Source organism: Paenibacillus sp. ALE3 (genome assembly GCF_054113405.1).
In genome coordinates, this window is sequence record NZ_CM134214.1 from 1,530,661 (window position 1) to 1,544,136 (window position 13,476).

General features: G+C 46.2%; 11 protein-coding genes and 1 tRNA gene. 9 read left to right on the forward strand and 3 right to left on the reverse strand.

The window, feature by feature from the left end; all coding sequences use genetic code 11:
- The first annotated feature begins 308 nt into the window (after window positions 1-308).
- The 9 genes from pyrR to ACXHJ2_RS07015 all read left to right on the forward strand — a co-directional run bounded on the left by pyrR (window position 309) and on the right by ACXHJ2_RS07015 (window position 9,593).
- Window positions 309-869 (forward strand): bifunctional pyr operon transcriptional regulator/uracil phosphoribosyltransferase PyrR, encoded by a 561-nt coding sequence (gene pyrR, locus ACXHJ2_RS06975; protein WP_013372067.1) that lies wholly within the window; start codon window positions 309-311, stop codon window positions 867-869.
- 2 nt (window positions 870-871) lie between these two features.
- On the forward strand, window positions 872-1,786 hold the full coding sequence (locus ACXHJ2_RS06980; RefSeq protein WP_165079602.1) for an aspartate carbamoyltransferase catalytic subunit: 915 nt from the start codon (window positions 872-874) through the stop codon (window positions 1,784-1,786).
- A 60-nt stretch (window positions 1,787-1,846) separates the two neighbouring features.
- Window positions 1,847-3,169: a dihydroorotase gene (locus ACXHJ2_RS06985; protein WP_064962141.1), complete on the forward strand. Its 1,323-nt coding sequence runs from the start codon at window positions 1,847-1,849 to the stop codon at window positions 3,167-3,169.
- A gap of 62 nt (window positions 3,170-3,231) precedes the next feature.
- Window positions 3,232-4,368 carry a glutamine-hydrolyzing carbamoyl-phosphate synthase small subunit gene (gene carA / locus ACXHJ2_RS06990; protein WP_165079603.1) on the forward strand — a complete coding sequence of 379 codons (1,137 nt, stop codon included), beginning with the start codon at window positions 3,232-3,234 and terminating at the stop codon, window positions 4,366-4,368.
- 1 nt (window position 4,369) lies between these two features.
- Complete coding sequence (gene carB, locus ACXHJ2_RS06995; RefSeq protein ID WP_090738751.1) at window positions 4,370-7,585, forward strand: carbamoyl-phosphate synthase large subunit; 3,216 nt, start codon at window positions 4,370-4,372, stop codon at window positions 7,583-7,585.
- A gap of 66 nt (window positions 7,586-7,651) precedes the next feature.
- Window positions 7,652-8,446 carry an orotidine-5'-phosphate decarboxylase gene (pyrF, locus tag ACXHJ2_RS07000; protein WP_274597475.1) on the forward strand — a complete coding sequence of 265 codons (795 nt, stop codon included), beginning with the start codon at window positions 7,652-7,654 and terminating at the stop codon, window positions 8,444-8,446.
- Window positions 8,443-9,084, forward strand: coding sequence for an orotate phosphoribosyltransferase (gene pyrE / locus ACXHJ2_RS07005; RefSeq protein WP_064796071.1), 642 nt, complete (start codon window positions 8,443-8,445; stop codon window positions 9,082-9,084). The genes pyrF and pyrE overlap by 4 nt, the downstream gene beginning before the upstream one ends.
- 147 nt (window positions 9,085-9,231) lie before the next feature.
- Window positions 9,232-9,396 carry a hypothetical protein gene (locus ACXHJ2_RS07010; RefSeq protein ID WP_010345444.1) on the forward strand — a complete coding sequence of 55 codons (165 nt, stop codon included), beginning with the start codon at window positions 9,232-9,234 and terminating at the stop codon, window positions 9,394-9,396.
- Window positions 9,397-9,519: 123 nt separating this feature from the next.
- A tRNA-Ile gene (locus ACXHJ2_RS07015) sits at window positions 9,520-9,593 on the forward strand.
- Between the two features lie 247 nt (window positions 9,594-9,840).
- Here ACXHJ2_RS07015 and ACXHJ2_RS07020 read toward each other — a convergent pair.
- From ACXHJ2_RS07020 to ACXHJ2_RS07030, 3 genes are all read right to left on the reverse strand, one after another.
- Complete coding sequence (locus ACXHJ2_RS07020; protein WP_165079605.1) at window positions 9,841-10,638, reverse strand: DUF4352 domain-containing protein; 798 nt, start codon at window positions 10,636-10,638, stop codon at window positions 9,841-9,843.
- A 579-nt stretch (window positions 10,639-11,217) separates the two neighbouring features.
- Window positions 11,218-11,550, reverse strand: a complete 333-nt coding sequence (locus tag ACXHJ2_RS07025; RefSeq protein ID WP_165079606.1) for a hypothetical protein — start codon at window positions 11,548-11,550, stop codon at window positions 11,218-11,220.
- 288 nt (window positions 11,551-11,838) lie between these two features.
- The gene (locus ACXHJ2_RS07030) at window positions 11,839-13,335 is read right to left on the reverse strand and encodes a GDSL-type esterase/lipase family protein (protein WP_165079607.1); all 1,497 of its coding nucleotides are present in this window, start codon (window positions 13,333-13,335) and stop codon (window positions 11,839-11,841) included.
- Window positions 13,336-13,476 lie beyond the last annotated feature (141 nt).

Consider the following 13,476-nt stretch of genomic DNA (forward strand, 5'->3'; position numbering starts at 1 on the left):
GTCATACTTCTTGTAGTTGCGATGAACTTTGTCCAAGAGATGGTTAGCCATCTCGCACTATAAGAAGCAGGACAAAGGAAATCCTGAATAGCACCTTTAAATCAGTCCCGTGAGGCTGGCAAGGTAACGTGAATGGATCACTGATCAGTGCATCCGCTGCGGCGGTATGTCTTCAGTGTGTCCGACAGATCGGAGAACAGTGGAAGACTGTTCATACGAGACTCCTTGCCAAACTTGGGCAAGGAGTCTTTTTTGTATCCGACACGGGACCAGGTCTGAAGGGAACATCACCTGAGGAGGCTGGAAGCATGAGTAATGAAACACATGTACTGATGGATGAAATTGCGATTCGTCGGGCATTAACACGGATTGCACATGAAATTTTGGAGAAAAACAAGGGTATCGACGATTGCGTGCTAGTAGGTATTCGAACACGCGGAGTTCATCTGGCGCAGCGCTTGGCTGAAAAAATTGCTGAGATTGAAGGCGCACCGATTCCATGGGGAGAGCTGGATGTTACAGCTTACCGGGATGACCGGAGCAGCGTTGCCGAGGCTAAAGGAAATGGAAAAGAGCTTTTGATGAATCCTGCTGACGTATCGGTTCATGATAAGAAAGTCATTCTCTTTGACGATGTGCTGTACACAGGCCGCACCATTCGAGCGGCGATGGATGCATTGATGGACTGCGGACGACCGCAAATGATCCAGCTGGCTGTGCTAGCAGATCGCGGACACCGTGAGCTTCCGATTCGTCCGGATTACATCGGCAAGAACATCCCGACCTCCAAATCTGAGGAAATCGTAGTTGCACTTCAGGAGACGGACGGTAAGGACGAAGTGACGATCATTCAGAACCGGGGGGAATAGGTATGATCACAACAGCCAGTCAACTTAGAGAACGTAGCCTGCTCGGATTAAAAGAACTTAGCCGAAATGAAATTGAGTCGATTCTGGATCGTGCTCATTATTGGGAATCACAGCCGCAAAAGCTGATTCCAGTCCTACAGTCACGCTTCGCAGCCAACATGTTTTTTGAAAATAGTACACGCACACGCTTTTCTTTTGAAATGGCGGAGAAGCGGCTCGGCGCTCAGGTTTTGAACTTTTCCGCTGCGGCTTCCAGTGTGGAAAAAGGGGAGTCCATTTACGATACTGTACGTACGCTCGAATCCATGGGCATTGATGCTGGAGTCATCCGGTTAAAGCCAGCCGGAGTGCTGCAAGAGCTTGCTGAGAAGGTTAGTGTTCCGCTGGTTAATGCGGGAGACGGCAACAATGAGCATCCAACGCAGGCTTTGCTGGACCTCTACACCATGCGCAAAACTTTCGGTGAGCTTAAAGGCTTGAGAGTATCCATCATAGGAGACATTTTGCACAGCCGTGTAGCTCGCTCGAATCTGTGGGCCTTGCAAAAATTCGGAGCCAAGGTTAGCTTCTGTGCACCGGACAATATGCAGGCACCTGAGCTTGCAACGTACGCACCTTATGTGCAGATGCAAGAAGCTTTGCAGGCAGACGTGGTCATGATGCTGCGAGTCCAGCTTGAACGGCATGCTGAAGGGATGTTGCGCTCAGCGGATGAGTACCGAGAGCAGTACGGTCTGACACAAGAAAGAGCAGCGAGCCTTAAGTCCGGAACAATTATCATGCACCCGGCTCCAGTGAATCGGAATGTGGAGATCGACAGTGCAGTTGTGGAAAGCGAGCAATCACGAATTTTTCCGCAAATGGCCAACGGGGTTCCGATCCGCATGGCGGTTATGGAACGGGCAATGAAGCTGTAGCAGCTGTCAGTAGGATCGTAGGAAAAAGTTGCAAAAAACCTGAGCGGAGGAATATTTCAGATGAAACAATTAATTATGAATGCAAGCGTATTGAACGAGCAGGGCGAGACGGAATTAAAATCCATCCTAATCGCTGACGGAAAAATTTTGGCTATCGCAAATGCGGAAGCCGGAGTTAGCCTCATTATGGAAGAAGGGGCATCTGGACAAGAGCTCGAAGTCGAAAAAATCGACGCCCAGGGAAAGCTGGTCATCCCCGGTCTAATCGACATGCATGTGCATCTGAGAGAACCTGGCTTTGAATATAAAGAAACAATTGAAACAGGCAGCCGCGCTGCGGTGAAAGGTGGATTTACGACGATTGCCTGCATGCCAAACACACGTCCGGTGACAGACAATGTAGACACGGTTCAGTTGGTACTGAAAAAGGGGCAGGAAGCTGGGCTCGCCAAAGTACTTCCTTACGCAGCCATCACGAAAAACGAACTGGGACGTGAGCTGACAGATTTTGAAGCGCTCAAAGAAGCAGGTGCCATCGGATTTACTGATGACGGAGTCGGAGTGCAGAGTGCACAAATGATGAAGGATGCCATGTCACGAGCTAAAGCGCTGGATATGCCAGTCATTGCACACTGTGAAGATAACACACTTGTTGTAGGAGCAGCGGTGACGGACGGTGAATTTGCCAAGCGTCACGGACTCAAAGGTATCCCCAATGAATCCGAGGCAATCCATGTTGGACGTGATATTCTGCTATCCGAAGCAACTGGGGCACATTATCATGTATGCCATGTCAGCACAGAGCAATCGGTGCGATTGATTCGCCATGCCAAATCTTTTGGCATCAAGGTTACTGCAGAGGTATGCCCGCATCACTTGGTATTGTCCGATGAGGACATTCCTGGGCTGGATGCCAACTGGAAAATGAATCCTCCACTACGCTCCCCGCGTGATGTACAGGCATGCATCGAGGGGCTGGAGGACGGAACGATTGATATCATCGTAACGGACCATGCAGCACACAGCGAGGAAGAGAAGGCAAAAGGGATGGAGCTGGCGCCATTTGGAATTGTTGGATTTGAAACAGCCTTTCCGCTGCTGTACACCAAATTCGTAGCTACCGGGCAATGGACGCTGGACTTTCTGGTGCGCCGTATGACGGCTGACCCAGCACGTGTCTTCCGCCTTGATACGGGACGTCTGGAAGAGGGAGCACCCGCTGACCTGACCATGATTGATCTGGAGCAGGAGCAGGCAGTTGATCCACAAACGTTTGCCAGCAAAGGACGCAACACTCCTTTTACAGACTGGAAGCTCAAAGGCTGGCCGGTGAAAACTTGGGTAGACGGCAAACTGGTATGGTCTGCTGACGAAGCAAAATAATACACAACTAATTAAAAAAATAGAACCTTATAGCAGGAAACAAAATAGAGGAGTGAGACGGGATGCAGGCAAGATTGTTACTTCAGGACGGCACGCTGTTTACAGGCACATCATTTGGTGCGGAAGGTGAAAAAACAGGCGAAGTCGTTTTCAACACAGGGATTACAGGCTATCAAGAGGTGCTGACGGATCCCTCTTATTGCGGACAAATCGTAACCATGACTTACCCGCTAATTGGAAATTACGGAATTACTCGTGATGATTTTGAATCAGTACGGCCTTATGTACACGGCTTTGCTGTTCGACATTACGAGCCGGCGCCAAGTAACTGGCGTGCTCAATACAGCGTGGGCGATTTGCTGAAGGAATATGGCATCATTGGTATTAGCGACATCGACACCCGCATGCTCACCCGGATTATTCGCCATCACGGCACAATGAAGGGCATTTTGACGACTGGCTCCCAGCCGTTGGAAGAACTAAAAGAAATGATGTCCGACATGACCATAGAAGAACTGCGTAATCAGGTTCCTTTGACTTCTACTCCTCATCCGTACAGCAGCCCTGGCAACGGAGAACGGATTGTATTGATTGACTATGGTGCTAAAAGCGGCATCCTGCGCGAACTGAATAAACGAGACTGTGATGTGGTTGTCGTTCCACATGATACGACGGCCGAGGAAATTCGACGCTTGGATCCGGACGGTATTCAGCTGTCCAACGGTCCTGGAGATCCAAAAGACGTACCGCATGCTGTACGTACGGTGGCTGAATTGCTAGGGGAATACCCGATTTTCGGAATTTGCTTGGGACACCAGTTGTTCGCCTTGGCTTCGGGAGCAGATACGGAAAAGCTGAAATTCGGACATCGCGGTGGTAACCACCCGGTGAAAGAACTGGAGAGCGGACGCTGCTTCATCACATCACAAAATCATGGCTACACAGTGAATCAGGAATCGATCCAAGGAACAGAACTTGAAGTGACGCATATTAACAACAACGATAAAACGATTGAGGGTCTTAAACATACTAAGTATCCCGCGTTTTCGGTGCAATACCATCCAGAGGCTGCGCCTGGTCCTTACGATAATGGCTACCTGTTTGACCGCTTCCTGGAAATGATCCGTGAACACAAAAGAAATCAACCAAAGCAACCGCGTCAGGCTGCTATCGCCGCCGCAGTGAGAGGAGAGCGCTAATATGCCGAAAAATACAGAACTTAAAAAAATACTCGTGATCGGTTCCGGTCCTATCGTCATTGGTCAGGCAGCAGAATTCGATTACGCTGGTACACAAGCTTGTCAAGCGCTCAAAGAAGAAGGCGTCGAGGTAGTACTGATCAACAGTAACCCGGCAACCATCATGACAGACACCAATATGGCAGATAAAGTATACATCGAGCCGATTACACTTGATTTTGTAACACAGATTATCCGCCAGGAACGTCCGGATGGTCTCCTTCCTACGCTGGGAGGACAGACAGGTTTGAATATGGCAGTGGAACTGGCTCGCGCTGGGGTGTTGGAACGCGAAAATGTTAAGCTGCTCGGAACTCAACTGAATTCAATTGAAAAAGCTGAAGATCGGGACTTGTTCCGCGACTTGATGCGTGAGTTGGAACAGCCAGTACCGGAGAGCGTAATTGTAACAACACTGGAAGAGTCATTGGAATTTGCTAACGAAATCGGTTACCCCATTATCGTTCGTCCGGCTTATACGCTGGGAGGTACAGGCGGTGGGATTTGCGCCACAGAAGAAGAATTACGTGAAACAGTCAGCTCTGGCTTACGCTACAGTCCAATCGGGCAATGCTTAGTGGAAAAAAGTATCGCAGGTATGAAGGAAGTCGAGTATGAAGTTATGCGTGACGGCAATGACAACTGTATCGTTGTCTGTAATATGGAGAACTTCGATCCGGTCGGCGTGCACACTGGCGACAGTATCGTCGTAGCACCGAGCCAGACACTGTCAGATCGTGAGTACCAAATGTTGCGCTCGGCTTCTCTGAAAATTATTCGTGCCCTCAATATCGAAGGCGGCTGTAATGTACAGTTTGCGCTGGATCCGCACAGCTATCAATACTACGTGATTGAGGTCAACCCACGGGTGAGTCGTTCCTCGGCACTGGCTTCCAAGGCGACAGGATATCCGATTGCCAAAATGGCGGCCAAAATTGCACTAGGCTACACACTGGATGAAATTGTGAATCCAGTAACGGGACAAACGTATGCTTGCTTTGAGCCGACATTGGATTACATCGTGAGTAAAATACCACGCTGGCCATTTGACAAGTTCATTTCTGCCAACCGCAAGCTTGGCACACAAATGAAAGCAACCGGTGAAGTCATGGCCATCGGACGTACATTTGAAGAGTCTATCCATAAAGCGGTTCGTTCTCTGGAAATTGGTGTACATCGCCTGCATCTAAAGGGCGCCGATCAACTATCTGATGAGGTACTCAAAGAGCGTCTGGCTAAAGCAGATGATGAGCGCTTGTTCCTGGTAGCCGAGGCATTCCGTCGTGGCTGGAAACAACAAGACATTCAGGATGTAACCAAAATTGATTGGTGGTTCCTCGATAAGGTAGAAGGAATTGTTAAGTTCGAATCCATTATCGCTGGAGAGTCTGAGCTGTCCTCGGAAACACTTTATCAGGCCAAACGAAAAGGTTTTACCGACCGCTCCATTGCCGAGATTCGCAGTATGGGTCAACAGAAGAGTATGACAACCGAGTCTGAGGTTCGTGAATTCCGTCTAAATCAAAACCTGCGTCCTGTCTACAAAATGGTAGATACGTGCGCAGCCGAGTTTGAAGCCACAACTCCGTACTACTACTCCTCTTATGAGGTGGAAAACGAAGTGATTCCATCCAACAAAGAGAAAGTTATCGTACTCGGCTCAGGACCTATTCGGATCGGTCAAGGGATTGAATTTGACTACTCCACCGTGCACGCGGTATGGGCTATCCAAAAAGCAGGTTACGAAGCGGTAATTATCAATAACAATCCGGAGACCGTCTCTACAGACTTCAACACGTCGGACCGTCTCTACTTTGAGCCACTTTTCTTCGAAGATGTAATGAATGTCATTGAGCAGGAAAAACCGATTGGTGTCATCGTCCAGTTCGGCGGTCAAACGGCGATTAACCTTGCAGCTCCACTTAGTGCGGCAGGCGTGAATATTCTGGGTACGAGTCTGGAAAGTATCGATGAAGCAGAAGACCGGAAAAAGTTCGAACAGCTGCTGTCTCGCCTTGCTATCGCCCAGCCTAAAGGCAACACGGTCACGTCGGTAGATGAAGCGGTAGGAACTGCCCAAGCATTGGGGTATCCGGTTCTGGTACGTCCATCCTACGTCCTGGGCGGGCGTGCTATGGAAATTGTGTACTCAGATACGGAATTGCTGCGGTACATGGAAGAAGCGGTTAAAATCAATCCGGAACATCCTGTGCTCATCGACCGTTATATGTTGGGCAAAGAAGTTGAGGTTGACGCCATCTGTGACGGTGAAACGGTCCTGGTACCAGGGATTATGGAACATGTGGAACGGGCAGGGGTTCACTCAGGTGACTCGATCGCAGTATATCCGCCACAACACTTGTCTGACGAGCTGAAGAAAAAAGTCGTGGACATTACGATCAGCATTGCCAAGGAATTGAAAACGATTGGTCTGGTAAACATTCAGTTCGTCATTCATCAAGATGAAGTCTATGTCATTGAGGTTAACCCTCGTTCCTCACGGACAGTTCCTTTCTTGAGTAAAGTAACGAATATTCCGATGGCGAACCTGGCGACACAGGCCATTTTGGGCGGTAAGCTCAAAGATGCAGGCTATACAGATGGACTATGGCCTGAAAGTAATTATGTCTCGGTTAAGGTTCCTGTATTCTCCTTTGCCAAGCTGCGTCGTGTAGAGCCGACACTGGGGCCTGAAATGAAATCTACAGGTGAAGTTATGGGACGCGATATCCAGTACGCCAAAGCATTATACAAAGGACTCGTAGGTGCAGGTATGAAAATTCCATCTACTGGGGCGATCATCATCACAGTGGCGGATAAGGATAAAGAAGAAGCTGTCGAGCTGATGCAGGGCTTTTACAGATTAGGCTACAAAATTATTGCTACAGGTGGAACGGCAGCAGCCTTGGAACAGGCCAACATTCCAGTGAACACTGTTAACAAGCTAAGTGAGGGCAATCCGAATATTCTGGATATGATCCGCACAGGTGAAGCCAACTTCGTCTTCAACACGCTGACCAAAGGAAAAACACCAGAGCGTGACGGATTCCGCATCCGCCGTGAAGCAGTTGAGAACGGTATTGTCTGCATGACCTCGCTGGATACAGTGCGCGCTCTGTTAAAAATGCTGGAGACGATTAACTTCACATCAGAATCGATGCCAGTTCTGAGCAACTAACAAGTTATGAATAGATGAGAAAAATAAGTGGTGATGGGAAGGACATTCATCAGCTTTTGCTGACGGATGTCCTTTATCACGGGCAAATATGCCCGAATTGATGTGAGAAGGGGCGGTAGAACGGTGAACGAAGCATTTCAGCAGATGGCAGGACGGCTGATGGTTGCGCTAGATTACCCGGATGCACAACAGGCAGAGCAGTTAATTCGCCAGCTGGAGGGAATTCCTTGTTATATAAAAGTGGGGATGCAGCTGTTTTATAGCGCAGGACCAGCTTTTGTAGAACAATTAAAATCAAGAGGATACTCCGTATTTCTGGATTTGAAAATGCATGATATCCCTAACACGGTACGGGGAGGGGCAGAGAGCATTACCCGTCTAGGGGTGGATATGTTTAACGTACACGCTGCTGGAGGCCGCAGTATGATGTCGGCAGCCAGAGCCGGGGCCGAAGCAGCGATTTCCGCAGACAGCTCACTTGCCATGCCGCTAATTATTGCAGTCACACAGCTGACCAGCACGGATCAGACGACCATGAATACGGAGTTGGGTATCCCGGGCACAGTGCAGGATGCTGTCGTTCGTTATGCACAATTGACGCGTGAGGCTGGACTGGACGGTGTGGTCGCATCCCCATTGGAAGTGCCTGCGATTCGTGCGGTATGCGGATCTGACTTTAAAACCATAACCCCTGGCATACGCCCGGCTGGCAGCGCTACAGGTGATCAGTCGCGTGTCCTAACACCTGGACAAGCCATTGCCCAGGGCAGCAGCTACATTGTCGTTGGACGGCCGATCACGGCAGCATCAGACCCACGCGCCGCAGCGAAACATATTATTGAGGAGATGATACAAGTATGACTACATTAAATAATATACCAGAGCAAATTGCATCCCATCTGTTGCGCATTCAGGCAGTGGCGCTCCGTCCACAGCAGCCTTTTACATGGACATCAGGCATTAAATCCCCTATCTACTGTGACAATCGCTTGACCATGTCCTACCCGGAGGTGCGTGAACTAATCGCAGACTCTTTTGCGGCTATCATCCGAGAACAATACCCTGAAACCGAGGTTATTGCCGGCACAGCCACAGCAGGGATTCCTCATGCCGCCTGGGTGGCGCAAAAGCTAAATCTGCCGATGGCTTATGTCAGAGACAAAGCCAAAGGACACGGGAAAGAGAATCAAATCGAAGGCCGCATCAGCGCTGGACAAAAGGTTATGGTTATCGAAGACCTCATCTCTACCGGGGGAAGCTCCATTAAAGCAGCACAGGCTGTAGAGCAAGCAGGCGCTCAGCCGTTAGCTGTACTGGCTATTTTCAGCTACCAGCTGGACAAAGCCACTCAAGCTTTTGAAGAAGCAGGAGTGAAGCTACAAACCCTGTCCAATTACACTGCCTTGATGGAGGTTGCCTTGCGTGAAGGAACCATCCAGGAGGAAGAGATGGAACTGCTACGTTCCTGGCGTCAGGACCCGGCTTCCTTCGGCAAATAAGGCTGAGTATTAGAGATAACGGAACTAATAAGTAGTGCGTCACAGACTCATTGCGATCCAGTCCAGACTGTTAGAAATCAAGCTGTGTAAATCGAATTCGATCCGGTTACACTAACTCCTACTATCATGTGAAAAGAGGGAGTTCGGATGTATTGGGTTTACTACGGCAGACTGTACACGACTAAATTTCAGGCAGGATGTTTGGCAAAAAGGCTGGAGCATGACGGATGGATGTACGGCTACAATGATCCCCGCGCAGTGGAGGTGTACCGCTCGCGCAAAGGTCGTTATGGTGTCCGATTTATTCCATAGGTTTACAAAAATAATTTTTAAAAAGAAAATTTCTAAAAACTATTGACGAAACACAAGAAAATGTTGTATATTAATTAACGTTGCTGTTACGAATATGTAACGTGAATATACATGTTTTTTTGAGGGCCCTTAGCTCAGTTGGTTAGAGCGGTCGGCTCATAACCGATTGGTCGGGGGTTCGAGTCCCTCAGGGCCCATTTCCTCAAAAACCCTTGCTAAGCAAGGGTTTTTTTGTTGTTTACAGAGGGCGGAAGTAAAATCGCCATTTGAGGAGGTAATTCTAAGTTGCTAACGAATCTTCTCTTTTTTACTTTTTATGCATTCGATTTATTTTTTGATCTTTTATTGCCATCAAGAATGCATCCCGTAGAATATATTGCATTACCCGAAGGGGGGAGTATCTATTCTAGGGGATGCAATTCGCTAGAAGGAGCTCCGAAAAGACTATTTTTTTGAAATCTTAAACTTGAATGGATTATATTCAAGTTCCTCTGAAGAACCTTTTGCAATTAAGGTTAAATCCTTAGAAGAGTCTATTTTTGAGAATGTAAGGATTCCTTCTGTCTTCACACCAGGTAGTATTTCGGACTGTAATTCAGGGTAAGTATAGCTTACGCGATCAAACGTTGGTTCGTATTGTTTGTTTCCTTGAACCAATTTAGTATAAAAGTCATAATAATTTATAGTGCTTGTAGATCTGTTTTCGATTGCCATATAAAGTCGAGTTTCCTCTTCAGCAAACTCGACTTTTTGAAGAGTCATGATATAGCCCTTTTGTTTTACTGACTTATTTACTTCTATAGTGCTCAATGTAGGATCAATAAACATAGATTTTTCTATTTTATTTGCTGAGATGGCAGGAGCTGAGGTGTAATTGCCGTGGGTCGTTCTATAACGATATTTTTCTATGACAGTACCAGTTACGTGGATAAAATCATTCTCTTTTACATTAGAGAAGCTGGAAAAACTATCGCCGTAAACAAAAGTGTTTTTTTCATTATTTTTCGGATCAGCATTCACTTGAACATAAATTCCATTTCTATTTTCCTTAGGACCATAGGTGATTTGTCCATAAAAATTAATAGAGCGATCTTCAAACTGATCAGCATTTACATACATTTGTTCAAATTCTTCTTTTGATAGTAATGAATGATCTTTACTTGATGATACTCCACATGCTGTTAATCCCATTATAGAAATAATAAAAGCACACAAAAGAGAGAAAAAAGTTTTATTTTTCACGAACCCAATATCCTCCAGTATAAAAATATAGTAGCAATAGTCTATCAGAACTAGTTCTATTTTTCTATAAAAATTTAAAACAGGCTAACTCAAGATATTGAATCTTGCTACCCAACAAAAAATACAAAAATAAGATTTCTCTAATGGTCTGTAAGTACATTTAAAGAATAAATAATTTCACTATTTTTTCTAATATTTATACCGCAATTTATTATGCGGACTACAATTCAAGTCTGCAATTTATGCTTATGGGATTTTTTATGTAGTTGTTTTTGTGGTTTGGTTTGCCAAAATCTTATTATGTAAGGAACTAGTTAATGTCTCAGAGAGTACAAACTGTTATTGATAAAGCTAGGCCTTGTTTTTATTGGATTCGGTCCAAATATGATCTTTAAAGGTCAGAGAACAAGACATTGGGGAGCAAAGAGAGGGGTGACTCAGCCCATCCGTTTTTAATAAGTTCCGAGTATATTAATTTTGAAGCCTCTCATGATAACGTCGCTATAGCTAGTAGGAATATAGGTCCAACAAAGAAAGCACTGCTCGAATAAACGAACAGTGCTTTTTTAAGGCTTTTTCCTAGTTTACCTTAACGGTATACACCATTCTCAATTTACCATTACCGGCGTAAATCTCAACTCTTGCATTCGTTGCAGTGGTGGTAGTTACCACGCCGGATGCAGAAACGGTGACATTTCCGCTCGCCACTTTATAAGTATCCCCAGGGTAATTTGACAACGCATAGGAATAATTACGTGGCAACGTAGCCGTTCTGTAGTATACTCCGTTAACTTGTACAATGGGTGTAATTTCTGGAGAAGGACCTACTGATGCGGAAGCACTAGGAACGATAATACTTCCAAGGAGTCCCAAAGACATAGCTGTTGATAATAGTATTTTCTTAATATTCATAAAAAAATCCTCCTTATGTATGATATGAGCTCCTAAAATATACCATGTAAAATTGTTGATTTCACTTCATTCGACAAATGTTGTCAAAATAATACAATAAAACAATCCTAAAGTCCTATAAGATACAAAATAATTAAAATATAACAATTAAAGAAATTAATTTTAGCTTACTCTATTATTGAACTATTCTCTAGAGCTGGGCCATCTTTGCATAACACAAAATAAAAACGGATATCGGAGTGATTCGCCCGAGATCCGTTTTTCTATCTGTATGTTTGGCACTTGATATCAGTTGACAAGTTGGTGTGCAAGCGTCTCACTGATATTTAGATTTCTATTGATCATACATTGCTTTAATGCAGATAGCTCCGTACTTTGACAAATCGCTTCTGCTACATGCTGGGCAATTTTCCTTGCTCCTTCGTCAGAAAAATGGGTATTATCTGCTACGCCGGCTGGGTAATTAGGGTGCATTTTTTCAGGCAAATGCATAAATAGAAGTTGGGACTCTTTTTCACCCATGGAACGATAAAGCTGCTGTGATGCTTCGAAAATATCGAGCAACGGTGTTTGGGTTTCCTCGGCTACTTTTCGCATGGCATCGGGATAAGCTCCTACGGCCAGCGGATCAGGTTCACCGTCCGCGGTAAAACGGCGGCGGCTTACAGAGGTCAATAGCACAGGAATTCCGCCACGTTCCCGAGCGGACTGAATGAATTGAATTAAGTTTAGACGGTACTCTCCATCAGGATCGGTGTAGCGCGTGGGGTCTTCTTTTTTCTCATCGTTGTGTCCAAATTGGATAAACAGATAATCGCCAGCTTGAATATCTTTTTCAATATCAGCTAATCGCCCTTCTGCTATAAAGGATTTGGTGCTTCGCCCATTGACGGCACGATTGTCCACATGAACAGTAGAGTCCAAATGAGCTTGCAAATGTTCGCCCCAGCCTGTCATCGGTTTTTCGGTTGCTCCTTTTTGGGCTGCAGTAGAGTCTCCTGCGATAAACAGTCGAGTTGTCATCCGCTGTCTTGTCTGCGCATACCCATGTTTTTGAAGCCATTTTTCCGCCAGGTCGAGCCATTGTCGGCATTCACGGTTGTCCTCAGACAGTCCCAATCCGTGCCGCCCTTCTTCAAATACATGCAGTTCAAACGGAATACGTTCTCTGGATAATGAGAAAGCGAACAACAGGCTATTTTCTACCGGTACAGCGCCATCATTGGCCGTTGTCCACATAAAAGTTGGGGGTGTCTGTGCAGTCACTTGCCGATCGGATGAAAAGGCTTGAAGCTGCTCCGAGTTCGGCTGTTCGCCTAAAAAGTGCGTACGGCTTCCCAAATGCGTATAAGGCTCATGGAATGATATTACAGGGTATCCCAACATCAGAAGATTTGGTTTTTCCGCTCCAATCGTGGACACAATGGAGGCCAGGTGACCGCCTGCTGAAAAACCGATGAGACCCACTTGATCAGGAATCACTTGCCAGTCATGCGATGTTTGGCGAATCCATTGCAGCGCATGTTCTACATCTTCCAGCAAGGAGGTAACCTCGAAATCGCCGACCTGATACTCCAGCACACCCGCGTGAATACCCAAAGCATTTAACCACCGGGCGATCGGCTCTCCTTCATGTGAAGCCAAATGCTCGTAGCCACCGCCAGGTAACACCAATACAAAAGGACGAGCTTCACGGACCGCTACAGGATAGAGGGAGAGAAAGGAAGTGTCTAACGGAAATTCTTCTTTTACAATCTGTTCTTTAGAACTAACGACATGTAACATAAGAGACCTCCAAATTTCTTTTTATCTGCCGCAAACCAAACTAAATCAACTTAAATTGGAATGATACGGATGTAAAAAATAATGCACACGTGAAAAAAAAGATTTAAACCTTGTTATGAAAGCGCTATAATTTGGTGTGAT